The 24,297-nt window shown below is 73.4% G+C and carries 20 protein-coding genes; 15 read left to right on the forward strand and 5 right to left on the reverse strand.

Features of this window, described 5'->3' with window-relative positions:
- Window positions 1–10 precede the first annotated feature (10 nt).
- Complete coding sequence (locus tag UXQ13_RS20680) at window positions 11–766, reverse strand: amino acid ABC transporter ATP-binding protein (RefSeq protein ID WP_225235032.1); 756 nt, start codon at window positions 764–766, stop codon at window positions 11–13.
- A gap of 164 nt (window positions 767–930) precedes the next feature.
- On the opposite strand from UXQ13_RS20680, the gene miaB reads away from it, so the two are divergent.
- Together miaB and UXQ13_RS20690 are read left to right on the forward strand one after the other, a co-directional pair.
- Window positions 931–2,400 (forward strand): tRNA (N6-isopentenyl adenosine(37)-C2)-methylthiotransferase MiaB, encoded by a 1,470-nt coding sequence (gene miaB, locus UXQ13_RS20685; protein ID WP_336392890.1) that lies wholly within the window; start codon window positions 931–933, stop codon window positions 2,398–2,400.
- A gap of 83 nt (window positions 2,401–2,483) precedes the next feature.
- On the forward strand, window positions 2,484–3,641 hold the full coding sequence (locus tag UXQ13_RS20690) for a DUF4192 domain-containing protein (RefSeq protein ID WP_336392891.1): 1,158 nt from the start codon (window positions 2,484–2,486) through the stop codon (window positions 3,639–3,641).
- A 1-nt stretch (window position 3,642) separates the two neighbouring features.
- Here UXQ13_RS20690 and UXQ13_RS20695 read toward each other — a convergent pair whose 3' ends face one another.
- Window positions 3,643–5,427 (reverse strand): DUF349 domain-containing protein, encoded by a 1,785-nt coding sequence (locus UXQ13_RS20695; protein ID WP_336392892.1) that lies wholly within the window; start codon window positions 5,425–5,427, stop codon window positions 3,643–3,645.
- A 68-nt stretch (window positions 5,428–5,495) separates the two neighbouring features.
- On the opposite strand from UXQ13_RS20695, the gene UXQ13_RS20700 reads away from it, so the two are divergent.
- The 3 genes from UXQ13_RS20700 to dapF are packed head-to-tail and all read left to right on the forward strand — an operon-like array spanning window position 5,496 to window position 8,025.
- Window positions 5,496–6,233, forward strand: a complete 738-nt coding sequence (locus UXQ13_RS20700; protein ID WP_336392893.1) for a class III extradiol dioxygenase subunit B-like domain-containing protein — start codon at window positions 5,496–5,498, stop codon at window positions 6,231–6,233.
- Window positions 6,230–7,135: a tRNA (adenosine(37)-N6)-dimethylallyltransferase MiaA gene (gene miaA / locus UXQ13_RS20705; protein ID WP_336392894.1), complete on the forward strand. Its 906-nt coding sequence runs from the start codon at window positions 6,230–6,232 to the stop codon at window positions 7,133–7,135. Before UXQ13_RS20700 ends, miaA begins: the two co-directional genes overlap by 4 nt.
- A complete protein-coding gene (gene dapF / locus UXQ13_RS20710) occupies window positions 7,132–8,025 on the forward strand; it encodes a diaminopimelate epimerase (protein WP_336392895.1) in 894 nt (297 codons plus the stop codon). Before miaA ends, dapF begins: the two co-directional genes overlap by 4 nt.
- Here dapF and UXQ13_RS20715 read toward each other — a convergent pair.
- Window positions 7,988–9,277: an MFS transporter gene (locus UXQ13_RS20715; RefSeq protein ID WP_336392896.1), complete on the reverse strand. Its 1,290-nt coding sequence runs from the start codon at window positions 9,275–9,277 to the stop codon at window positions 7,988–7,990. The two genes, dapF and UXQ13_RS20715, sit on opposite strands and share 38 nt — an antisense overlap.
- A gap of 56 nt (window positions 9,278–9,333) precedes the next feature.
- On the opposite strand from UXQ13_RS20715, the gene UXQ13_RS20720 reads away from it, so the two are divergent.
- The 4 genes from UXQ13_RS20720 to UXQ13_RS20735 all read left to right on the forward strand — a co-directional run bounded on the left by UXQ13_RS20720 (window position 9,334) and on the right by UXQ13_RS20735 (window position 13,286).
- Complete coding sequence (locus UXQ13_RS20720) at window positions 9,334–9,849, forward strand: ArsR/SmtB family transcription factor (protein ID WP_336392897.1); 516 nt, start codon at window positions 9,334–9,336, stop codon at window positions 9,847–9,849.
- Window positions 9,850–9,939: 90 nt separating this feature from the next.
- Window positions 9,940–11,436 carry a GTPase HflX gene (hflX, locus tag UXQ13_RS20725; RefSeq protein ID WP_336392898.1) on the forward strand — a complete coding sequence of 499 codons (1,497 nt, stop codon included), beginning with the start codon at window positions 9,940–9,942 and terminating at the stop codon, window positions 11,434–11,436.
- 46 nt (window positions 11,437–11,482) lie between these two features.
- Window positions 11,483–12,199 carry a phosphatase PAP2 family protein gene (locus UXQ13_RS20730; RefSeq protein ID WP_225235040.1) on the forward strand — a complete coding sequence of 239 codons (717 nt, stop codon included), beginning with the start codon at window positions 11,483–11,485 and terminating at the stop codon, window positions 12,197–12,199.
- The gene (locus UXQ13_RS20735; RefSeq protein ID WP_336392899.1) at window positions 12,171–13,286 is read left to right on the forward strand and encodes an NHL repeat-containing protein; all 1,116 of its coding nucleotides are present in this window, start codon (window positions 12,171–12,173) and stop codon (window positions 13,284–13,286) included. The genes UXQ13_RS20730 and UXQ13_RS20735 overlap by 29 nt, the downstream gene beginning before the upstream one ends.
- A gap of 54 nt (window positions 13,287–13,340) precedes the next feature.
- Here the strand turns inward: UXQ13_RS20735 and lexA are convergent, their stop codons facing one another.
- Entirely contained in the window at window positions 13,341–14,153 is an 813-nt protein-coding gene (gene lexA, locus UXQ13_RS20740; RefSeq protein ID WP_380093197.1) for a transcriptional repressor LexA, read from the reverse strand.
- 264 nt (window positions 14,154–14,417) lie between these two features.
- Here lexA and UXQ13_RS20745 point away from each other — a divergent pair, with 264 nt between their 5' ends.
- From UXQ13_RS20745 to UXQ13_RS20770, 6 genes are all read left to right on the forward strand, one after another.
- Window positions 14,418–15,023, forward strand: coding sequence for a LysM peptidoglycan-binding domain-containing protein (locus UXQ13_RS20745; protein ID WP_336392900.1), 606 nt, complete (start codon window positions 14,418–14,420; stop codon window positions 15,021–15,023).
- 425 nt (window positions 15,024–15,448) lie between these two features.
- Window positions 15,449–16,000 carry a transcriptional regulator NrdR gene (nrdR, locus tag UXQ13_RS20750; RefSeq protein WP_336392901.1) on the forward strand — a complete coding sequence of 184 codons (552 nt, stop codon included), beginning with the start codon at window positions 15,449–15,451 and terminating at the stop codon, window positions 15,998–16,000.
- A gap of 197 nt (window positions 16,001–16,197) precedes the next feature.
- On the forward strand, window positions 16,198–19,065 hold the full coding sequence (locus UXQ13_RS20755) for a vitamin B12-dependent ribonucleotide reductase (RefSeq protein ID WP_336392902.1): 2,868 nt from the start codon (window positions 16,198–16,200) through the stop codon (window positions 19,063–19,065).
- Window positions 19,066–19,887: 822 nt separating this feature from the next.
- Window positions 19,888–20,073 carry a hypothetical protein gene (locus UXQ13_RS20760; protein WP_336392903.1) on the forward strand — a complete coding sequence of 62 codons (186 nt, stop codon included), beginning with the start codon at window positions 19,888–19,890 and terminating at the stop codon, window positions 20,071–20,073.
- Window positions 20,074–20,576: 503 nt separating this feature from the next.
- Complete coding sequence (locus tag UXQ13_RS20765; RefSeq protein WP_336392904.1) at window positions 20,577–21,041, forward strand: hypothetical protein; 465 nt, start codon at window positions 20,577–20,579, stop codon at window positions 21,039–21,041.
- Between the two features lie 363 nt (window positions 21,042–21,404).
- Window positions 21,405–22,481 carry a hypothetical protein gene (locus tag UXQ13_RS20770; protein WP_336392905.1) on the forward strand — a complete coding sequence of 359 codons (1,077 nt, stop codon included), beginning with the start codon at window positions 21,405–21,407 and terminating at the stop codon, window positions 22,479–22,481.
- A 259-nt stretch (window positions 22,482–22,740) separates the two neighbouring features.
- Here UXQ13_RS20770 and UXQ13_RS20775 read toward each other — a convergent pair whose 3' ends face one another.
- Window positions 22,741–24,111: an endonuclease domain-containing protein gene (locus UXQ13_RS20775; RefSeq protein ID WP_336392906.1), complete on the reverse strand. Its 1,371-nt coding sequence runs from the start codon at window positions 24,109–24,111 to the stop codon at window positions 22,741–22,743.
- Window positions 24,112–24,297 lie beyond the last annotated feature (186 nt).

Here is a 24,297-nt window from a genome sequence, read left to right on the forward strand (position 1 = left end):
GAGCGGTCGGTCAGTGGTTCAGGATCTTGGAGAGGAAGTCCTTGGCCCGGTCGCTGGTCGGGGAGGTGAAGAACGTCTCGGGGTCGCTGGACTCGACGATCCGGCCGCCGTCCATGAACACGACCCGGTTGGCCGCCCGGCGGGCGAAGCCCATCTCGTGGGTGACCACGACCATGGTCATGCCGTCCTTCGCCAGGCCGACCATGACCTCGAGGACCTCGTTGATCATCTCGGGGTCCAGCGCGGAGGTGGGCTCGTCGAAGAGCATGACCTTGGGGTCCATGGCCAGGGCGCGGGCGATGGCCACGCGCTGCTGCTGACCACCGGACAGCTGGGCGGGCACCTTGTCGGCCTGGTGGCCCACGCCGACCCGGTCCAGCAGCTCGCGGGCCCGCTTCTCGGCCTCGGCCTTGGACTTCCCGCGGACCTTGACCGGCCCCAGCATGACGTTCTCGAGGATCGTCTTGTGGGCGAAGAGGTTGAAGCTCTGGAACACCATGCCCACGTCGCTGCGGAGCGCGGCCAGTTCCTTGCCCTCGGCCGGCAGCGGCGTGCCGTCGATGGTGATCTCGCCCCGCTCGATCGACTCGAGCCGGTTGATGGTGCGGCACAGCGTGGACTTGCCCGAGCCCGAGGGGCCGATGACCACGACGACCTCGCCGCGGTCGATGGTCAGGTCGACGTCCTGCAGGACGTGCAGATCGCCGAACCACTTGTTGACACCGGTCAGGCGGACGAGGGGTTCTCCGGTCGGAGCGCTGGTCACGTCAGGGGACACTAGGGCGGGCCGGATACCGCTGACGAACCCGGGCCATCACGAACCTGTAACGAACCTGGCAACCAGCCACGAGTTCCCGGTGAACACATCGGTTCGGTCACGATCGGTCCGGCCCGGTCCGGTCAGGCCCGCGCCGTACCCTCGCTGTCGTCATGACGAGCACTCAGAACCGCACGTACCGGGTCCGCACCTACGGGTGCCAGATGAACGTCCACGACTCCGAACGGCTGTCGGGTCTGCTGGAGGACGCCGGGTACACCGCGGCCCCCGAGGGCGCCGAGGCCGACGTCGTCGTCCTCAACACCTGCGCCGTGCGGGAGAACGCGGACAACAAGCTGTACGGCAACCTCGGGCACCTGCGACCGGTCAAGGACGGCCACCCGGGCATGCAGATCGCCGTCGGCGGCTGCCTGGCCCAGAAGGACCGCGCCTCGATCGTCACCCGCGCCCCCTGGGTCGACGTCGTCTTCGGCACCCACAACGTGGGCTCGCTGCCCGCGCTGCTGGAGCGCGCCCGGCACAACGACGAGGCCCAGGTCGAGATCAAGGAGGCCCTCGAGGTCTTCCCGAGCTCCCTGCCGGCCAAGCGGGACAGCGCCTACGCCGGCTGGGTCTCCATCAGCGTCGGCTGCAACAACACCTGCACGTTCTGCATCGTCCCGGCCCTGCGCGGCAAGGAGCGCGACCGGCGCCCCGGCGACGTGCTCGCCGAGGTCCAGGCGCTGGTCGACCAGGGCGTGCTCGAGGTGACCCTGCTGGGCCAGAACGTCAACGCCTACGGCGTAGAGTTCCGCGAGCGGGGGGCGTTCGCCGACCTGCTGCGCTCGGCCGGCCGGGTCGAGGGCCTGGAGCGCGTCCGGTTCACCAGCCCGCACCCGCGGGAGTTCACCGACGACGTGATCGAGGCAATGGCGGAGACCCCCGCCGTCTGCCCGCAGCTGCACATGCCGCTGCAGTCCGGGTCCGACGACGTGCTGCGCCGGATGCGGCGGGGATACCGGCAGGACCGCTACCTCGGCATCATCGACCGGGTCCGCGCCGCGATGCCGCACGCCGCGATCACCACCGACATCATCGTGGGCTTCCCGGGCGAGACCGAGGCGGACTTCCAGCAGACCCTGGACGTCGTCGCCGCGGCCCGGTTCGCCAGCGCGTTCACCTTCCAGTACTCCAAGCGCCCCGGGACGCCGGCCGCCGAGATGGACGTCCAGCTGCCCAAGGAGGTCGTGCAGGAGCGGTACCTGCGGCTGACCGCCCTGCAGGAGGAGATCAGCTGGTCGGAGAACCTCGCGGTCGTCGGGCGCACGGTCGAGCTGCTGGTCGCCTCGGGCGAGGGCAGCAAGGACGCCGACCGCGGCCGGCTGTCCGGCCGGGCCCGCGACGGCCGGTTGGTGCACTTCACCAGCGCGGACGGCGTCCGGCCCGGGGACGTCGTGGAGACCGTCGTGACCGCCGCCAAGCCGCACTTCCTCATCGCCGACGGCCCGCTGCTGTCCCACCGCCGCACCCGGGCGGGCGACGCCGGGGAGGCCGGCGTGCGACCGAGCACCCGCGGCATCGGGCTCGGCATGCCCACCGTCGGGGTGCCCGTCGCCCTACCACCGGCCCCCGCCTGCGGCTGAGCCGTCGTCCACCGCGGGGGTGGTTGTCCACAGATCCGGCGCGGCCCTGTCGGGCCCGTCCCGCGCCGCAGAGGCTGCGGGGCATGTCGAACTCCCGCCGCCCCCGCCGTCCCCCTGCCCGGCCGCGCCGCCGCGAACCGGAGTCGGTGCTGCGCGCCGGGCCGGCGGAGTTCGCCGCGGCGTTGCCCGAGCTGCTGGGGTTCCCGCCGGTGGAGTCGCTGGTGCTGCTCTTCCTGGGCGGGGGTGACCGCCCGGACCGCCGGATGAGCCTGACGCTGCGGCTGGACCTGCTGCCCGCCGAGCACGACGCCGAGGTCGCCCGCCAGGTCGTCGCCCGGGCGGAGGCGCTGCGGCCCTGGGGCGCACTGGTCTTCGTCGTGTCCGAGGACCCCGACGACCAGGTGGTGCTCGTCCGGCCCGATCCGTGGCGGGGCACCCCGCCGCGCACCGACGTACTCGACCGGCCCACGGTGCCCGACCTGCCGCGGCGGTCGCTGGTGCACGCGGTGATCGAGGAGCTCTCGACGCTGGGCGCGCAGACGGTGGACGCCGTCCTGGTCCGCGACGGCCGGTGGTGGAGCTACCCCGACGTCGTCCCGGCCACCGGCGCCGGGCCCGGCACCCCGCTGGACCCGGACACCTCCCGGCTCACGGGCATCGCCGCGCTGCGGGGCGAGGTGATCGACCCCGACCGGGACGCCGTGGTCGCCCGCGCCTGGCCGACCCGGCCCACCTCGGCGGAGCTCGCGCACGTGTGCCGCCGGGCCGACTCCGCCCTGGACGTGCGGATCGCCCGCGGGGCGTCGCTCGAGGCACTCGTCGACGAGGGCTGGGACGCGGTCCGGCGCGCGGTGGCCGCCTGCGCCCCGGGCAGCCGGGCACAGCTCGGCGACGACGAGCTCGCCCGGGTGGGCGTCGCGCTGACGCTGGTACCGGTCCGCGACCGGGCGCTGGCGCTCACCGCCGGGGACGACGACGACCTGCTGGCCGCCGCGGAGGCGCTGTGGGCCGACCTCAACGCGCGGCTGCCCGACGAGCTGGCCGCCGTCCCCGCCCTGCTGCTGGGCCTGTCGGCCTGGCTGCGCGGGGCCGGGGTGCTGGCGGTCGCGGCGCTGGAGCGGTCGCTGGTCTGCGAGCCGACGTCCATGGCCGAGCTGGTGCTGCAGGCCGTGGTGGCGAACACCGAGCCGCAGGTCCTCCGGGCCGTGCTGACCGACCCGGAGGACCTGCGTGCCGCCTGACTCAGCGGCGGGAGGAGTCGGCCTTCTCGGCCGCGGCCAGGAACTCCTGCCGGCTGGCCAGGTTGGCCTCGGCCTCGCTGATCCGCTTGGCGTCACCGGCGGCCTTGGCCTTGGTCAGCTGGTCGGCGGCCTTCTCGGCCGCCTGGCGCAGCGAGGTGAGCATCGGGTTCTCCGCGACGGCCCGCGGGCGCCCGGAGTCCGCGGCGCCGCGGACCTTCTCCTCGACGGCCTGCATCCGGTCCTCCAGGCTGCGCATGACCTCGCGCGGCACGTGGCCGATCGCGTCGTAGCGCTCCTGGATCTTGCGCAGCGCGTTCTGCGCACCGCGCAGGTCCCGGGTCGGGTCGATCTTCTCGGCCTCGGCGAGCAGGGCCTCCTTCTTCTCCTGGTTGCCCTTCTGCTCGGAGTTGCGGGCCTTGTCCGACTCCGTGCGGGCGGCGAAGAAGACGTCCTGCGCGGCGCGGAACTTCTTCCACAGGTCGTCGTCGGTGTCCCGGCCCACCCGGGGCACGGCCTTCCACCGGTCCATCAGCCCGCGCATGGCCGCCGACGTCGGGCCCCACTCGGTGGAGGTGGCGAGCTTCTCGGCCTCGGCGATCAGCTCGCTCTTGGCCGCCCGGGACTCCGAGCGCTGCACGTCGAGGGCGGCGAAGTGCGAACCCCGCCGGCGGCCGAACGCGTCGCGGGCCGCGGCGAACCGGGTCCACAGCGCCTCGTCGGTCTTCCGGTCGATGCCCTTGATCGTCTTCCACTCCTCGACGATCGCCTTGAGCCGGTCGCCGGCGGCCTTCCACTGCGTGGAGTCCGCGGCGATGGTCTCGGCCTCGGCCGCGAGGGCCTCCTTGCGGGCGATCTGCTCGACCCGGGCCTTGGCCTTCTCCGCCCGCGCCACGGCGGCCGCGGCCTCGGAGGCCTCGAGGATCGTCCCCAGCCGGGAGGCCAGCGCCGGCAGGTCACCCACGACGTCGGCGGTGGGCACCTGCTCGGCCAGCGCCTGCGCCTTCGCGCGGATCTCGGCCGGGTTGCCGGTGTTGGCCCGCAGCCGGGCCTCCAGCAGGCCGACCTCGGTGGCGAGGTCGTCGTAGCGGCGGCCGTAGTGGGCCAGGCCCTCGGCGGGCTCGCCGGCCTGCCAGGACCCGACGGCCCGCTCGCCGCCGTCGGTGGTGCGGACGTAGACGGTGCCCTCGTCGTCGACCCGGCCCCAGAGGCTGGGGTCCGAGGCGGGGGCGGCCGGGGGAGCGGTCGGCACGGCGGGGGCGTGCGGGGTGACCTGGGTGGTCTCGGCTGTGGTTTCGGCGGCGGTCTCGGCGGCTGCCGGGGTGCCGGCGTCGTCGGTGGTCGGCGGGGTGGCGTCGGCGGCCTCGGTGACCGCGGACTCCGTCGGCACCTCCGTGGTGGCGCTCTCGGTGCCGTCGGTGTCGCTGGCGCCGACCGCGTCGGTGGTCTCGACGGTCTCCGAGACGTCCAGGGCGTCGCCGGCGGCCGGCACGTCGGCGGCGGCCATCACCTCGGCGGTGTCCGGGACGACCTCGCCCTCCCCGTCCGGCACGGCCTCGACCGGGGCGTCGGCGGCCCCGGCGGGGTCGTCGGCGGGCGCCTGCTCGGTGTCCGCGGTCGGCTCCGTCGTCCCCGCGTCCGCGGCCGCCGGGGCGGCGTCCTCGGTGGGGTCGACCAGCTCGGCGTCCGCGGGTTCGGCGGCGGCCGGGGTACCGGCCTCGGGGGTGACGGCGTCCGACCCGGCGGCCGGGCCGGGGTCGGCCACGACCTCCTCCGGCTGCGGGGTCACGTCTGCGGTGTTCTCCGTGCTCGACACGCAGCAGAGTCTTCCACGCGGTCATCGGCGACACTCGCCCCGTGAGCCCCGATCCGCCCCCGGTCGCCGTCGCCGTCGCGTTCTGCCCCCACCCGCCTCTGCTGGTCCCCGAGCTGGAGGGCCTCGCGGCGCCCGAGACCGACCGCGTGCGGATCGCCTGCGGGGAGGCGCTGCAGACCGTGCTGGGCCTGCGGCCCGACGTCGTGCTGGTGGTGGGCGACGGTCCGCCCGGTGTCCGCTACGGCCCCGGGGACGCCGGTGACCTGCAGCCGTGGGGCGGCAGCGGCCGGCAGCCCTTCGCCGGCCGCGCCCGCCTGGGCGGCCGCCGGCTCCCGCTGGCGCACACCGTCGGCGCCTGGCTGCTCGACCAGGCCGGGCACGACGACCTCCGGCTCGGGATCGCCCCCGGCGACCTGGCGGAGGCCCTGACCGACCTGCCCGGGCCGGTCGGGGTCCTGGCCATGGGGGACGGGTCGGCGCGGCGCACCGCCAAGGCCCCCGGCGCCCTCGACCCGGCCGCGGCCGGCTTCGACGCCGGGGTCGCCGAGGCGCTCCGGGCCGGCGACCCGGCCGCCCTGGCCGCGCTCGACGTGGCCGAGGGCCACCGGTTGCTGGCCGCCGGCACGGACACCTGGACGGCGGTGGGCGCGGCGCTGGTCGGCCGGGCGGTCACCGCCCGCCTGCTGCTGGACGATGCCCCGTTCGGCGTCGGCTACCTGGTCGCCGACTGGTTGCTCGCCGACGTCCCGGACGGCGTCCCGGGGTGGTTGCAGCCGTGAGCGCACCGCCCGTGGTGGCGGTGGTGGGCCCGACCGCGACCGGCAAGACCGCCGTGGCGGTGGCCCTGGCGCACCGGCTGGGCGGCGAGGTGGTCAACGCCGACTCCATGCAGCTCTACCGCGGCATGGACATCGGCACCGCCAAGCCGACCGCCGACGAGCGCGACGGCGTGGCCCACCACCTCATGGACCTGTGGCACGTGCGCGAGCCGGCCAGCGTCGTGGACTACCGGACGCGGGCGCGGGCCGAGGTGGACCGGCTCCGGTCCGCGGGCGTCGTCCCGCTGCTTGTGGGCGGTTCGGGGCTGTACGTGCGGGCCGTGCTGGACACCCTGGAGTTCCCCGGCACCGACCCGGAGCTGCGGGCCCGTCTGGAGGGCGAGCTGGCGGAGGTCGGCCCGGCGGTGCTGCACGGGCGGCTGGCCGCGGTGGACCCGGCCGCCGCGGCGGCGATCCTGCCCAGCAACGGCCGGCGGGTGGTGCGCGCCCTGGAGGTGGTGGAGCTGACCGGCCGCCCGTTCGCCGCCTCGATGCCCGATCCGCGGCCGCACTACCCGGCCGTGGTCGTCGGCCTGGACCGCGACCCCGCCGAGCTCGACGAGCGGGTCGCCGCCCGGGTGGACCGGATGTGGGCCGACGGGTTCGTCGACGAGGTGGTCGGGCTGGCGGCCGACGGGCTGCGCGAGGGCCCCACGGCCTCCCGCGCCCTGGGGTACGCCCAGGTGCTCCGACAGCTCGACGGCGACCTGTCCGCCGACGACGCCCGGGCGGAGACGGTGCGCACCACCCGCCGGTTCGTCCGCCGGCAGCGCTCCTGGTTCCGCCGCGACGCGTCGGTGGCCTGGCTGGACGCCGGCGGCGCCGACGTCGTCGACCGCGCGCTCTCTACGATCGGGGCGTGATCGACGCGAGCGGGCCCCGGGTCCTCAAGGGCCACGGCACCCAGAACGACTTCGTGGTGCTGCCCGACCCCGACGGCACCGTCTGGCCCGAGGACCGGCTGGACGCCGCGCTGGTCCGCCGGCTGTGCGACCGGCAGGAGGGCCTGGGCGCCGACGGCGTGCTCCGGGTGGTCTCCAGCGCGCACGTGCCCGACGCCGCCGCCGTCCTCGGCGACGCCCTCGACGAGTGCACCTGGTTCATGGACCACCGCAACGCCGACGGCTCCCACGCCGAGATGTGCGGCAACGGCATCCGGCTCTACCTGCACGTCCTGGTCGCCGAGGGACTGCTGGACGCCGAGCAGGCCCGCGCCGGCGTGCTGGTCGGCACCCGCGGCGGTCCGCGCCGGGTGGGTCAGGGCGCCGACGGCTACTGGGTGGACATGGGGCCGGCCCGCCCGCTGGGTCGCGGCGAGGCCGTGCTGTCCGGCGTGACCTACCCCGGCACCGGCGTCTCGATGGGCAACCCGCACCTGGTCTGCCTGACCGACGTCGCCCTGGAGTCCCTGGACCTGGCGCACGCGCCGGCCGTCGACCCGGCGCTGTTCCCCGACGGGGTCAACGTGGAGCTGGTCAACGTGCTGTCGGCGGAGGAGGGCCCGTCCGGCACCACGGCGCACGTCCGGCTGCGGGTCTCCGAGCGCGGGGTGGGGGAGACCCGCTCGTGCGGCACCGGTGCCTGCGCCGCGGCGTGGGCGGCGCTGGACGCCGGGGGCCGCAGCGCCGGCACGGTGACCGTCGACGTCCCGGGCGGCCGGTTGTCCGTCGAGGTCACCCCGGGCACCACCGTCCTGTCCGGGCCCGCCGTCGTGGTCAGCTCGGGGACGCTGACCCGGGAGTGGCTGGGCTGACCTCGACCGGTTCGGGCGCCGTCGCGTCGAGCTCATCGGGCAGGTCGCGCATCCTGATCAGGGGGCTGGCCAGCACGGGCACCGCGGCGAGCGCCTGGACGGCGACGGCGACCCACAGCGTCGGCAGCACCCCGATCGCCGTCCCCAGGACCCCGCCGAGCAGGCCGCCCACCGGCAGCGTCCCGAACACCAGGAACCGCACCGAGGCGTTCATCCGGCCCAGCAACCGCGGCGGGCACAGCCGCTGCCGGAAGCTCACCTGCGTGACGTTGTAGACGATCACCGCGAAGCTGGCGGCGAACCAGGAGACGACCAGCACCAGGGACGGCGCCCCGAGCGCGGCCAGCGGCAGTCCTGCGCCCGCGACGGCGAAGGCGACGGCGGCGACCGGGATGGTCCGGCCCTCCCCGACGACCCGGGCGACCCGCGCCGCGGCGACCGCACCGACCAGCCCGCCGACGGCACCGGCGGAGAAGACGAACCCGACGGTGGCCTCGGACAGGCCCAGCTCGCGCAGGGCGAAGAGCACCAGCAGCGCGCCGGTCATCGACCCGCCCAGGTTGGCCAGCGCCGTGCAGGTGACCATCCGCCGCAGCAAGGGGTGGCCGACGACGAAGGACAGGCCCTCGGCGATCTCGGTGCGCAGCGGCCGGCGGGCGGCCCGCTCCGGGACGACGTCCGGCGTCCGGATGCGGGCCAGGAACACCGCCGAGACCAGGAAGGTCGCAGCGTTCACCAGGATCAGCACGGGGGCGGCGAGCACCCGCAGCAGGACGCCGGTCAGCCCGGGCCCGACCACCTGGGCCACCGCGCGGCTGGCCTCCAGCTTGCCGTTGCCGTCGACGATCTGGCTGCGCTCCACCAGCACCGGCAGGTAGCTCTGGTAGCCCACGTCGAAGAAGACGGTGGCCGTGCCGACCACGGCGGCCACCAGGTAGAGCTGGCCGAGGGTGAGTGCGTCGGCCAGGTAGGCCACCGGGATGGTCGCCAGCGCGGCGCCGCGGACCAGGTCGGCGCTGACCAGCACCCGACGGCGGCGCCAGCGGTCCACCCAGGCACCGGCCGGCAGCGCGATGAGCAGGAACGCCGCGGTCTCCAGCGCCGTCAGCACACCCATCTGCAGCGGGGTGGCCTGCAGCAGGGTCACCGCCAGCACCGGCAGGGCGACCATCGTGACCTGGGTGCCGATCTGGCTGACGGTCTCCGACGCCCAGAGCTGCCGGAAGTCGTGGTGCCGCCACAGGGAGCTCATGCCGACAGCCTCGGGCCAGTGATTGGGAGAAGTCAATCGCTGCGTAGGATGTCGGCGTGTCGCGCAGCGGGTGGGGGGAGCGCCGTCCGGCCACCGACGCCGAGGCCAAGGCGCTGGCGTCCGGGGTGCGGCTGCGGATCCTCCGGCTGTGCCTGGACCGGCCGCTGACCAACCGGGAGATCGCCATCCGGCTCGAGCGCAACCCGGCCAGCGTGCTGCACCACGTGCGCACCCTGGTCGACACCGGGTTCCTGGTCGCCGAGCCGGCCCGGCGCGGTGCCCGCGGGGCGCGCGAGGTGCCCTACCGGGCGACCGGGCGGTCCTGGCAGCTGGACCTCTCCGACCAGCCCGCACCGGCCCGGGACCCGATCCTGGCGGCGTTCCTCGGCGAGGTGGCCGCGGTGGGGGAGTCCCGCCTGCGCAGCTCCCGGCTGGGCCTGCGGCTGGACCCCGCGCACGAGCAGGAGTTCACCGACGAGCTGTACGGGCTGCTCGACCGCTGGGCCACCCGGGCGCCCGACGAGGGCGGCCAGCGGTGGTCGGTCTACCTCGGGATGCACCCCGAGGACTGACCCGGGCGGGAAGGCCGCACCACCCGCCGGTGTTGTGCAGATCGGTAATCAGGTGCTCCCCGCGCGGGGAGCGTGTCACGCTGGGAGACGATGACGACAGCACAGAACCGGGCCGTACTCGAGGACGCCGCCGCACGCGCCGACAAGGCAGCCGTGCCGCCCGCCCCGACCGACGCACGCCTCGCACCGCGGGGGCAGTGGGAGGAGCCCGACGACACCACCGGCTCCTACGTCAAGGAGGAGCGCGGGGCGCTGCGCCGGGTGGCCGGCCTGTCCACCGAGCTCACCGACGTCACCGAGGTCGAGTACCGGCAGCTCCGCCTGGAGCGGGTGGTCCTGGTGGGTGTGTGGACCGAGGGCACCGCGGCCGACGCGGACCGCTCGCTGGCCGAGCTGGCCGCCCTCGCCGAGACCGCGGGCTCCGAGGTCCTGGAGGCGGTGATCCAGCGGCGGGACAAGCCCGACGCCGGCACGTACGTGGGCTCGGGCAAGGCGGCCGAGATCCGCGAGATCGTCGCCGCGACCGGTGCCGACACCGTCATCTGCGACGGCGAGCTCGCCCCCGGTCAGCTCAACCAGCTGGAGAAGATCCTCAAGGTCAAGGTGGTCGACCGGACCGCGCTGATCCTGGACATCTTCGCCCAGCACGCCTCGTCCCGGGAGGGCAAGGCCCAGGTCGAGCTGGCCCAGATGCAGTACATGCTGCCGCGGCTGCGCGGGTGGGGTGAGTCGCTGTCCCGGCAGGCCGGTGGTCGCGTCGCCGGCGGTGGCGGCATCGGTACCCGTGGCCCCGGTGAGACCAAGATCGAGACCGACCGGCGACGGATCCGGGCCCGGGTCAGCAAGCTGCGCCGGGAGATCGCCGGCATGGCGACCGCCCGGGCGACCCAGCGCTCCAGCCGGGACCGCAACAAGGTGCCCTCGGTGGCCATCGCCGGGTACACCAACGCCGGCAAGTCCAGCCTGCTCAACCGGCTCACCGACGCCGGCGTGCTGGTGCAGGACTCGCTGTTCGCCACGCTGGACCCCACGGTCCGCCGGGCCGAGACGCCCGACGGCCAGGACTACACGCTCACCGACACCGTCGGGTTCGTGCGGCACCTGCCGCACCAGCTGGTCGACGCCTTCCGCTCCACGCTGGAGGAGGTGGCCGCCGCCGACCTGCTGGTGCACGTCGTCGACGGTTCCGACCCCGACCCGCTGGGCCAGATCGACGCGGTGCACGTGGTGCTCGGCGAGATCGACGCCTCCGCGGTGCCGGAGCTGATCGTGGTCAACAAGGTCGACGCCATGGCCCCCGACGACGTCCTGGCGCTGCGCCAGGCGCTGCCGGGTGCGCAGTGGGTCTCGGCGGCCACCGGCGAGGGCATCGAGGAGCTGCGGGCGGTCATCGCCGGGCGGCTGCCGCGTCCCGACGTCGACGTCGACGTCCTGGTGCCCTTCGACCGCGGCGACCTGGTGTCCCGGGTGCACGCCGACGGCGAGGTGCTCAGCGAGGAGTTCTCCGGCGAGGGCACCCGGCTGCACGCCCGGGTCGACGGTGCCCTGGCCGCCGCGCTCGGCGAGTTCGGCGCTCCCCGGAGCTGACGCCGAGGGTCACGGGGAGGTCACAGCCGGGCGGTACCGTGCCGGTGTGACCTCCCCGAGCGCTGCCGCGCCCGCCCGGCGCGGTCCCGCGGTCATCGGGACCGGTCGCCCCGCCTGGTGGGCGGTGGCGGTGGGCGTCGTGGTCACCGTGCTGGTCACGGTCAACCTGTTGGCCCGCGGGGTCCTCGAGCGGATGGACCTGCGGGTCTCCGAGGTGGTCAGCGACTGGGGGCTGCGGGACTCGGTGGCCTACTGGCCGGTGTGGGTGTTCACCCAGGCCGGCGGCCGGGTGACGATCCTGCTGGTCCTGGCCGGCCTCGTCGGCTGGATCGCCTGGCGCCGGCGCTCGGTCGTCCCGCTGGTCCGGGTGCTGGTCGCCCTCGCCCTGCTCACCGCGGTCGTCTACGCGTTCAAGTACGGCACCGGCCGGACGGCGCCGGCCTACCCGGGGTCCTTCTTCCACCGGGACGGCGCGTCCTACCCGTCGGGGCACGTGGCCAACGCCGTCCTCATGTGGGGCGTCGCGCGGTGGCAGGCGGTCGACTTCGGGTTGCCCGACCGGGTGCAGCGGGCGTTCTGGGTGCTCTCGGTGGCCGGCCCGCTCGTGACGGGTGTGGCCATGGTGGCGCTGGACTTCCACTGGGTCACGGATGCACTGGTGGGAGCTGCAGTGGGGGTGGTCCTGCTGGGCGTGGTGCATGCACTCGACGCAGTCGTCCTGTCACGCTTCGTACATGATCGAGCACGGCGGACCGCTGCCTGAGGCCCGGACCCGGAGGTCCTGGGCCCGGTCGCGGACGGCCGTCGGTGCGCTGCTGTGCGCAGCGGTCGTGGCCGGCCCGTTCCTGCCCGGCTCCTTCCTCTCCAACGGCGTCCCGCGCAGCGGGGTCGAGACCGCCGCCGCCGAGGAGGCCGTGGCCCTCTACGGCGACCCGCTGGACCTCTGCGCGGTCACCGACGCCCGCCTGCCGGAGATCTCGGGGCTGGCCGTGAGCGGCTCGACGACGCTGGCGATGAACGACGGCGGCGACGCCGTGACCGTCTACGAGCTCGACGGCAGCTGCGCAGTCACCGGCGAGCGCACCGCCGCGGTGGACCCCTACGACCCCGAGGACATGGCGCTGGCCGCCGACGGCACCGTCTGGCTGGCCGACACCGGCGACAACCGGCTCAGCCGGACGACGGTGGCCCTCATCGCCCTCGCCCCCGACGGTGTCGCCACGGTGTACCGGATGTCCTACCCGGACGGCCCCCGGGACGCCGAGGCCCTGCTGCTGGCCCCCGACGGCACGCCCTACCTGGTGACCAAGGAGGTGCTGGGCAGCAGCGAGGTCTACCGCCCGGCCCAGGCCCTGGACGCCGGTGCGGTCGTGCCGCTGGAGCAGGTGGCCGACCTGGCGTTCTCCCTGACCGGCACCGAGGGCGGCCCGGTCGGCCGCGCCGGGCAGCTGCTGGTCACCGGCGGCGCGGTCAGCCCGGACGGCGCCGTGCTGGCCCTGCGCACCTACACCGACGCCTACGTCTGGGCGCTGGCCGGCTCCGACGTCCCGGCCGCGCTGGCCACGGCCCCGGTCGTCGTCCCGCTGCCGGCCGCGCCCCAGGGCGAGGCCATCGCCTTCGCCGCCGACGGGCGCAGCCTGGTGGTGACCGGCGAGGGCCTGCCGGCCGCGGTCACCGCGCTGCCGGCGGCCGGTGCCCTGGCGCCGGCCGCGTCGACCGCCCCGGCGGAGGCCGTGGGCGCCACCGCCACCGCGGCGGGTGCCCCGCTGTCGCCGTGGACCGCCGGTGCGATCGCCGTCGTCGCCGCGGCCGTGCTGGTGGCCGGCGTCGGACGTCTCCGCCGCCGCTGACCCACCCGCGCACTCGCCGGCGGCGCGCCCTCCCGGGCGCACCGCCCGGAGCGGTCAGACCCGGCGCAGCACCGTCACCACGCGGCCCAGCACCGTGGCGTCGTCGCCCGGGATGGGCTCGAAGGCCGGGTTGTGCGGCAGCAGCCAGACGTGGCCGTCGCGCCGCTTGTAGGTCTTGACCGTCGCCTCGCCGTCGATCATGGCGGCCACGATCTCGCCGTTCTCGGCGGTCGCCTGCTGCCGCACCACGACCCAGTCGCCGTCGCAGATCGCCGCGTCGATCATCGACTCACCGGCCACCTTGAGCATGAACAACGTGCCCTCGCCGACCAGTTCGCGCGGGAGCGGGAACACGTCCTCCACGGCCTGCTCGGCCAGCACGGGTCCACCGGCGGCGATCCGGCCGACCAGGGGCACGTAGGTGGGGACGGGGACCCGGGGGTCGTCGACCCCGCTGGCGCCGCCCGAGGCGGCCAGCCCGGCGCCGGACTGCTCGGCCTCCGGGTGGTCGCCGGGCAGCCGGACGTCCAGGGCCCGCGGCCGGTTGGGGTCGCGCCGCAGCCAGCCCTTCTTCTGCAGGGTGGACAGCTGGTGGGCCACCGAGGAGGCCGACGACAGCCCGACGGCCTCGCCGATCTCCCGGACGCTGGGCGGGTAGCCGCGCCGCTCGACGGAGTCGCGGATGACCTCGAGCACGCGGCGCTGCCGCTGGGTGAGCCCGTCGCCGGCCTCACCGCGCTCCGGGAACTCGCGCACCGACGCGCCGCGCTCGCCGGTCGCCGGCTCGGCGGTGGTCCGGGCCTTGGTCCGGCCGGGGCGCTTGGTGCTGCCGCCGGTACCGCCGGGGGTGTCTCCCGCGCTCGCCACGTGTCCTCCTCGTCGGCCGCGTGCCGCGACCGTGCCGTCCGGCCGGTCCTCGCGGGGGCCGGGTGGCCGTACCGCGGACCGGGGTGATCGATACGGACGGTAACGCCTCGACGCCGATTGTTCAAACACGTGTTCGAAGTTCCACCGGTGTCATCTCGATTTTGTCGGACCGGTGGGGTAGACATCCGCACAGACGTTCGATCGAACAGCCGTTCGACCGGGATGGGCCCGCGAGGGTCCGCGCCACCGACAGGAGCCGCCCCCATGGCCAGCACCGCGACCACCCTCCGCACCCTCCCGACCGCCCACCCCGCCCGGGCCGCGGAGTCGACCGCCGGCGCCGGGGCGCGCCCCGCGCCGACCCGGGTCGTCGCCCGTCGCGGGAACCACCCGGCCGGGCGCGCGCTGGCCCGTGCGGCCGAGCAGGGCACCGGCCCCCTCGCGCCGGTGGTGCCGCTGCGGCGCACCGGCGCCGAGGTGGTCCCGCTGCGGCCGGCCGCGCCGCCGGTGCTCCCGGCGGCGTCCGCGGCGGAGCCGGTCGGGTCGGCGGCGTCCCCCGGGACGACGGCGCCCGCACCCCTGCGGCTGACCCGGCGCGGTCGACTGGTGCTCTTCGGGCTCGGCGTGGTCACCGCCCTCGGCCTGGCGGCGTTCGCCGTCCCGGCGCTGGGTGACAGCGACCCGGCTGTCCCCGCACTCGAGCTCGCGGGCCGCTCCAGCGTGGTGGTGCACAGCGGCGACACCCTGTGGTCGATCGCCGAGGCCGTGGCGCCGGACACCGACCCGCGGGTGGTCGTGGACGCGATCCAGGAGGCGAACGGGTTGTCCGGGGCCGGGCTGGTCCCCGGTCAGGTGCTCGTCCTGCCCTGAGCCGCCTGCACGCCGGGCCGACGGGCACTCCGGCCGACGCCTACCCCCGGCCGGCACGGACCGGCGACACGGACCGGCGACACAGACCGGCGACACGCCGTCTCGTCGGTGGTCTTCGGTGGCCGGTCTTGAGCCCGGTGCCGGGCGGTCCGCGGCGTCCTCCGACGGTGTACGGCGTGGTGGGACGCGTGGGGCGTCAGGTCTGCCCACGGGGCCCGGGTGCTGTCGTCGAGATGTGGGAAGCCGACACGCCCGGTAGGGGTTGCACACCCATAGGGGTCCGGAGCTAGTCTCACCACAACATCTAGTAGTTACAGAGATGTCGTTCCGTCCACAGGTTGTTCCCCAGGTTCTCCCGAGGTCGTCCACCGGATGTCCCCCTCGGAGTCCACAGGGACACCCCGGACCCGGGAGGAGACGATCCGGTGCGCTGCCCGTTCTGCCACAACCCCGACAGCCGGGTCGTGGACTCGCGCGAGACCGACGAGGGCGCGACCACGCGTCGGCGCCGGTCCTGCCCGGGCTGCGGCCGGCGCTTCACCACGGTCGAGGAGGCCGTGATGGCCGTCGTCAAGCGCAGCGGGGTGACCGAGCCGTTCAACCGGGCCAAGGTCGTCGCCGGCGTGCGGCGGGCCTGCCAGGGCCGGCCCGTCGACGAGGACCAGCTCGCCGTGCTGGCCGCCCAGGTGGAGGACGCGGTGCGCTGCACCGGGTCCGCCGAGGTGCCCAGCCACGAGGTGGGCCTGGCGATCCTGCGCCCGCTGCGCGACCTCGACGAGGTGGCGTACCTGCGCTTCGCCAGCGTCTACCGCTCCTTCACCTCCGCGGCCGACTTCGAGAAGGAGATCGCGGAGATGCGCGCCAAGGCGGCCTCGGTCGCCGAGATCGCCTCGGCCGACCTGCCGCCACCGGTCATCCCGCGCAGCGTCGCCACCACCGGGCCGCCAGGCCCCTCGGGTGCCGCGCACCAGCCCTGATCGCGCACCCGCGCTGATCACGCACCAGTCCTGATCCCGCACCGGTCCGCGGCCTTCCCCACCGCACCGGCGCCCCGGCACCGCCGCCGGGGACAGCCCCACGAGCACGTACCCGCCCCACCAGCACGGCGTCCAGCGACGCGACCAGCACCCGGCCCGCCGGCGCGGGTGCAGACACACGAATCCCAGGGGGAGTCTTGACCGAGACCACCGACCGCATCTCGTCCGGCCGCAAGCGGGGCGCGAAGTCCGCCGACCGCAAGGGCATCACCGTCCAGCGCGTGTTCACCACCGCCGGCGTGCACCCCTACGACGAGGTGACCTGGGAGCGTCGTGACGTCGTCATGACCAACTGGCGCGACGGGTCGATCAACTTCGAGCAGCGGGGCGTCGAGTTCCCGTCGGAGTGGTCGATCAACGCCACCAACATCGTCACCACCAAGTACTTCCGCGGCGCCGTGGGCACCGCGCAGCGCGAGACGAGCCTGCGCCAGCTGATCGACCGGGTCGTGCTGACCTACACCGAGGCCGGCCGCGAGCACGGCTACTTCGCCACCGAGGGCGACGCCGAGCTGTTCGAGCACGAGCTGACCTGGATGCTGCTGCACCAGTACTTCAGCTTCAACTCGCCCGTCTGGTTCAACGTCGGCACCGCGTCGCCGCAGCAGGTCAGCGCCTGCTTCATCCTCGCCGTCGACGACACGATGGACTCGATCCTGAACTGGTACCGCGAGGAGGGCCTGATCTTCAAGGGCGGCTCCGGTGCCGGCCTGAACCTCTCCCGCATCCGGTCGTCCAAGGAGCTGCTGTCCTCCGGCGGCACCGCCTCGGGCCCGGTCTCCTTCATGCGCGGCGCCGACGCCTCCGCCGGCACCATCAAGTCCGGTGGCGCCACCCGCCGCGCGGCGAAGATGGTCGTGCTGGACATCGACCACCCCGACATCGAGGAGTTCGTCGAGACCAAGGCGCGCGAGGAGGACAAGATCCGTGCGCTGCGCGACGCCGGCTACGACATGGACCTCGGTGGCCGCGACATCACCAGCGTCCAGTACCAGAACGCCAACAACTCGGTCCGGGTGAACGAGGAGTTCATGCGGGCGGTCGAGGAGGGCACCGGCTTCGGGCTGCGCTCGCGCACCGACGGCTCGGTCATCGAGACCGTCGACGCCAAGGAGCTCTTCCGCAAGGTCACCACCGCCGCGTGGGAGTGCGCTGACCCGGGCATCCAGTACGACGACACGATCAACGACTGGCACACCAACCCCGAGACCGGGCGGATCAACGCGTCCAACCCCTGCTCGGAGTACATGAGCCTGGACAACAGCTCGTGCAACCTGGCGTCGCTGAACCTCATGAAGTTCCTGCAGCCCGACGGCCGGTTCGACTCGGAACGGTTCACCCGCTCCGTCGAGCTGATCATCACCGCGATGGACATCTCGATCTGCTTCGCCGACTTCCCGACGGCGCCGATCGGCGACACCACCCGCGCCTACCGCCAGCTGGGCATCGGGTACGCCAACCTCGGCGCCCTGCTGATGGCCACCGGCCACGCCTACGACTCCCGCGGGGGCCAGAGCCTGGCCGCGGCCATCACCTCGCTGATGACCGGTGCTGCCTACCGCCGCTCGGCCGAGCTGGCCGGGGTCGTCGGTGCCTACGACGGCTTCGCCCGCAACGCCTCGGCGCACTCCCGGGTGATGCGCAAGCACGCCGCCGCCAACGACGCGATCCGCCCGGTCGGCGCCGACGACGCCGACGTGCTCAAGGCCGCCACCGCGCAGTGGCAGGAGTGCCTGACCATCGGTGGCCAGAACGGCTGGCGCAACGCCCAGGCCTCCGTGCTGGCCCCCACCGGCACCATCGGCTTCATGATGGACTGCGACACGACCGGCATCGAGCCGGACTTCTCGCTGGTCAAGTTCAAGAAGCTGGTCGGCGGCGGCTCCATGCAGATCGTCAACCAGACGGTGCCCCGCGCGCTGGCGAGCATGGGCTACCAGGAGGAGCAGGTCGAGGCGATCGTCGAGTACATCGCCGAGCACGGCCACGTCGTGGACGCCCCCACCCTGCGCCCCGAGCACTACGAGGTCTTCGACTGCGCGATGGGCGAGCGGGCCATCTCCCCGATGGGCCACGTCCGGATGATGGCCGCGGTCCAGCCGTTCATCTCCGGCGCCATCTCCAAGACGGTCAACATGCCGGAGTCGGCGACCATCGAGGACGTCGAGAACATCTACTTCCAGGGCTGGAAGATGGGCATCAAGGCCCTCGCCATCTACCGGGACAACTGCAAGGTCGGCCAGCCGCTGTCCGGTGGCAAGGGCAAGAACGACGGCACCAAGGCCGAGGTGGCCGAGGTAGCCGCACCGGTCGCGGCGACCATGGCCCACCCGGTCCGCAAGCGCCTGCCCAAGAAGCGCACCAGCGTCACGACGTCGTTCTCCGTCGCCGGGGCCGAGGGCTACATGACCGCCGGCATGTACGAGGACGGCAGCCTGGGCGAGGTCTTCCTCAAGCTCGGCAAGCAGGGCTCGACCCTGGCCGGCGTGATGGACGCCTTCTCGATCGGTATCTCGCTGGCGCTGCAGCACGGCGTGCCGCTGGAGACCTACATCTCCAAGTTCACCAACATGCGATTCGAGCCCGCCGGCCTGACCGACGACCCGGACATCCGGATCGCCCAGTCGGTGATGGACTACATCTTCCGGCGCCTGGCGCTGGACCACCTGTCCATCGAGAAGCGGGCCAACCTCGGCATCTTCACCGCCGAGGAGCGCGCCTCGCAGGTCACGGGGTCCTACGGCTCGGCCTCGACGTCGACCGTCGAGGAGGAGGTCGACCTGGAGGCGCTGCGCGGCTCCGCGCCGACCGAGGTCGCCAAGGTCGAGGCACCGGCTGCCAAGCCCACCTCGATCAAGGAGGCCCACTCCTCGGCCGAGCTGCTGGAGCTGGTCACCGGGACCGCCACGGACGCGCCGCTGTGCATGACCTGCGGCACGAAGATGCGCCCGGCCGGCAGCTGCTACGTCTGCGAGGGCTGCGGCTCCACCAGCGGCTGCAGCTGATCAGTGTGAACCATCAGGTTTCGACTGATGCGACCATCAGGTTTCGGTCGAAAACCTGATGGTTTGGCGCCCGCGCCTGCATGGGGCAAGCTCGCCGGGATGGCTCGCGGTCTTTCGCGAAACGTTCCGGCGGGCTCGGCCAGAAGTGCCGACCGCTTCTGCGCGGCCGGGGCGACTGTGAACGGCCAGGAGATGTCCGTGCTGAGCCGGTCACGAATGGCCCAAGGTTGGACAGAAATGTCCTGGGTCTGGTCAGTGGGACGTACCAGCTAACTGCTCCACACCCACCGGCCCGGTATTGCTGCTCGATACCGGCCGGTGGTGTGTCGAAAGCAGTATCGGATCTCGGCTTGAGAATGCGGGGGATCTCGTGCAGCAGACCCTTGAGGGGCTGTCGCAGGGTCCAGCAGTTCAGGACGTACTCGAAGATGCTGCGGCTGCCCATGCTCTGCTGAACGGGACGAGACACGCGACTCGCCTCGACCTGCTTCTGTCCACGATCGTCGAGGTGCTCGCGCGGAGTACCCAGCCGACCGGCGGCCTCGTATCGGCGGTGCGGTCCGCTTGGCCGGCGGCCGAGATTACGAGCGGGGATGTGCTTGAAGCACTATCCGTCGCACGGGCCGGCGAACAGCGACTGGTGCACCGAGCGGACACCCCAGAGGGTGACATCTGGCACCTTGATGACGCTGGTACGACCGGGCGCAGGAGTACGGCTACCACATCGGCGAGCTGCACCCGGATGGGTGGCGACGGATCTTCACGCCGCCGGAGTGGGGGCGGGAGGTCTCCCTGCTGTACGCGCAGGAGAAGCGCGAGGAGGTGCACTTCACCCGGCGGGTGAAGGACTGGCCGATCGTGGCGCCCCACCCGCACGCGGTGCCGCGGCGGGTGGGGCAGCCGCAGGCGTACGTCGCCATCCCGGTGCTGGACGGTGGTCGCGAGATGGGCGACATCGTGCTGGCGATGTTCGGCCACTGGACGAAGCTCGGCCACGGCCTGCTCTGACCGCCCGCACGGCCCCTCGGGGTCACCCCACGCGGGGGTGGCCTCGGGGTCGGCCATGGCTGCTCGTCTGGGTGTGCCAACCATCCGGGCAGCGGGCCGGGCGCGTCAACACGGGCGCTGTACGCGGTCGCGGCGCGACGCGCCATAGCGCGCGGACCCAGGTGCGAGCGTCGTCGAGCGGCGCGGTGCGCCCAGGAGCACTGTCACCGCCCACGTCTGCTCGGGGAGGCCGCGCGGGCGAGTACGGCGACCGCGTCGCCGAGGCGGTCCTCCCAGGCGGTCGGGGCATGCAGATGCTCGCGGCACTCGGCAGCGGAGTCGGAGCCCGTGGGCAGTTCGCGTGAGCCTGTCCCGCTGCTCGACACGCAGCTACGACGGTAGCGGGAACTGGCCACCTGGCTGGCATCGGCCGAGAGCAGTTTAGCTCTGTGTCCAAGCAGACTTGCTATATGTTGCTCGTGGCACTGCACGGGACTCGGCAGCTAGGAGAAGAAGTGCTCACCATGACGGCGCAGTTGGTCATCGACGGCACCAGTGAGGGCGACCGGGAACGGGCGCACGCGTTCATCGACGCGGTGTTCGCCGCCAACGGGACGGTCGACGTGGCCGCGGGGGCGGCGCAGGGGGCCGGGGAGGGAGGCTGGGCCGAGCGCAAGGAGCTGGCCCCCGATGAGCTCCGGCAGTTGCTGCGGCAGCTCGCCGACGGCGAGATCGGGCGGCCGTTGAACCCGGGGGAGCGCACCATGCTGCTCGGCATCGCCGAGCGGTCGCCACAGCCCCTGGACTACGACGCGAATCGAGCGCTGCTCGGGACCGGCGCCAAGTTCGGAAACGTCAGCAGCGGCCTGGCGCGGCGCTTCTGGAACCGCGGCTACGAGCTCCCGTACAAGGAGGGCGCCGGCGGCTATGTCATGGAGGAGGCGGTGGCCGCCGTGGTCCGGGAGGTGGTCGCTCCCGAGGTCGTGTGACGTCATGACCGAACTCCGGGCCCGGCGCCGGCGGGGCGCCCGCCGATGCTCGGCCCAGCCGTTCGGACCAAACCCGCCATCGTCCGGCCGCCGCAGTTGCCGAAGGAGAGTTCCGCCGATGACAAACGCCCTACCTCCGACGCCTCGCATGCCGGACTCCAACCCGGTGGCTAGGCACCCGGTGCACCCGGCATCCGCGCCGGGCGGGTGGCGCGCCGATCCAAGGTCGTCCGAGGCGTTTCCGGAAGGTCTGGCCATCGCGGTTGCGCTAACCGGCGGCGAACCGCTCATCGGGGGCGACCGGTGAGCCCCGCGCGTGGGGTCATCCCGGTTGAGGAGTCCTCGGAGTGGACGCTGGCGCAGGTGAACGCTCCCGACGTGCTGGCGCGCATCGCCGCCGTCGCGGCGCTGATGGCCGGCAGTCGGGAGGAGACGCGGTTCGCCATGCTCGCTGACTGCTTCGACGACCTGCCTCCTGAACCGCGGCGGCAGCTGCTGGTGAAGCTGGCCGTACGGGAGGCCGCGGGCTGGTCGACCGCGCGGCTGGCCGCCCTGGAGGCGCGGGTGCCCGGAGCCGGCTTCAAGCCGGACCTGCTTATCGGGCATCCGGTTTCCCGCGGCCGCTGGAAAATCGACGCTGTTTTCGACGCCAAGTCACGCAGCTGCGCCGGCGCGAACATCCTCTTGGCGAAGACCGCATTCCCGGGCGCCACCCGGCCGAAGGACCTGCCCCAAGGGGTGCACTGGCAGTGGGAGCCCGATCCCACCGGCCGCATTCGGCTCTACGTCTCGTCCAATCATGCCTACCGCCGGTCCCGAACGTGGCTCGGGTCCGACGAGATCATCGACGGCGCCGTCGTGTGGGTCTTCGGCGCGGTGGACCCGGCCGCCTATGCCCCCTTCGTCCCCGGCTGGCGCCAAGTGGGCCTTGAGTCGGTGTATGCCCTACTCGTTGCCCTGGCGACCGCGCACCGATCCGCTTCTTTGGAAGGAGCCGTCGGGGCCTGGGTCGCCCCCGCCGGGGAGCGACCGTTCTCGGCCGTCGGTGCCGACGGTTCCCACCGTGGCTCAAGCGCTCGCTTCTGTTTCGGCTGGCGTGGGTTCCGGGGGGAGATCGATCGGGTTCGGCGCCGGGGCAGCCGCAGCCAGGTCTGCTATGCAGGCACCCTCGGAGGGTGGGTGCACGTGCGCCCACCGATGCCCGGCGGACTGCCGGTCGTGGTGACCGCCGCTGATCGTCGTGCCGATCCTGGCCTGGCCGCGGACGCGGCGGTGTACGCGGTGGCGCTCGTCGCTGCTGGAGAACGGCCTAGCTGGGGGCCATGCGTGTGGCCGGAGTGCCAGGCGTACGGCACTGTGGGGGGCTGCCTTTGCGTGGACGCGGAAGGGCGGAGCACTAGCAGCGGCCGGCAACAGCTCCAGATCTTGGCTACTCGCTGACCCGATCTCGGCCGTCCGGCGACGTCACCGGCGCAGTCCCACCGGGTTTCCGGCAATGGGCGATGACGGCAGCGCTGAGCAACCTACCAAACGGAGGTCCGGGAAGACGGCGTGGTGTTCCGAAACCGGATGCGCCTCCCGTAGGTCTCGGATGGCCATGGATCGGGCGTGGTCTCGGCGTTATCCGCCCGAGCTGGCCGCGGTGGAGGACAGGCCATGCCTGTCGCTCAAGCCGGGTGTCATCCCGGTGAGCACGCCCCTATCCGAGGGAGTAGTGGTGCCAACCGAGCGATGCCGCCGGAGGGTCGGCGACGTAGGTGCGCCAGACGTCGCCGCGGTAGCGGGCTTCCCGAGGTTCGCGGACGGTGTTGCAGCCGCGGCACAGCAGCCCGCGCACCAGGCCGGTCGCGTGGTCATGGTCGACGTGATCAGGCGAGCCCAACAAGCCATCCGGTACCGGTGTGCCAAATGTGCGTTCCCAGTGGTGCCACCGGATCGAGCACAGGGCACAGCGTCCCGCCTGGCGGGCGGCGAGTACCTCTCGGACGACCTCGCGCGGCGGCCGGGAGCCGGCCGGCCACTGCAATGTCACCTTCGGGACCGGAAGCAGCGGTAGGGATGGGTGGACCCACCTCCACCGACCGTCGGAGGGCACCGCCGGCTGCAGGGACCCGTCGGCCAACAGGTTGGGTTCGGCCAGGGTGATCCAGGTCGCCCACGCGTCGGTGCTCGACGGCTCGCTGGTCCAAGCCCGGCGCAGGCGCGGCAAGGTCAGGTCCGCGGCCAGAGACCCACCGCCGAAGAGCACCCGCAGATCGGGCGGGATGGCGGGGTCTGCGACGCTGTACCCGGAGACGCCGAACTCGTCGGCCGTGCTTAGCCGGGGGAAGACCGCCAGCCCGTCGGCCACCACGCCACGGACGAAGTCGGCCTCGGACCAGGCCGCGACCGCAGCGGCCCGCACTCGGCGTTCGAGCATGTGCCGCTGCGGTTTGGGCCAGCCTTCCCGTTCGGCGATCGCCAACTCGCCCCGCTGATACGCCTTGCGGGGCGGCGAGCTGGTGCTGGTTCGCGGTTGAACCGGCGTCAGCGGCTGGTTGACGGCAGGCGCTGCCGCGGCCGCCCGTGAATAGAACGCGTCGACCACCCGCTGGACGGCGGTCTCGTCGGGGCGCTTCAGCATGAGCAGCAGTTCGAGGGTGGTTTCCACCCGCCCGTCGTCGTACCCCACGTCGTCCAGACCGTCATAGATCAGGAGCAGCACGCTCCGCTCGTCCTCGGTGAGGAGCTCGTGGTCGATGAGGGCGCTCAGGGACAGCTCCCACGTCGTTCGCTCGTCCATACAGAAGCGTGAGGAGTTGCGGACTCGGTCGGCGAGCCCGAGCACCCGCAGGCCACAGCTTGCGCACAGCAGGCCGGTGTCCCGGTGCGTGCAGATGACGAGCGCCGCGGCGGCGAGCAGGGCGCCCAGCGCGGCGTCTACACATTCGACGTGCTCCGGGTAGCAGCATCCGCAGCAGGCGTGCTCGGCGGGCGAGAGCGCATCTCTCGGCTTCGCAGGGTCGTCGGGGTTGCCGACCCATACCCGCTGTTGTGGTGGCCTGGCATGGGGCGGTGGTACGGCGGTCACCAGGTCGTCCTCCGTTCGGCGCCGTCAGCGTTTGCACGGAGCTGCCGCGGCGGCCGCAAGCGCAGGGCCGCCGGTGCCTTCTGGCTTCCGTCGTTCACATCTCGCGACGCTAGAGGCCGGGTGTGACAGGACTAGGGCGTGTCTTCAAAGGTCTTGATGAGGGATGGACGAGGCTGGTGTGGTGTC

The sequence above is a fragment of the Klenkia terrae genome (assembly GCF_037083865.1).
In the GTDB taxonomy this organism is placed as follows: Bacteria; Actinomycetota; Actinomycetes; order Mycobacteriales; family Geodermatophilaceae; genus Klenkia; species Klenkia terrae.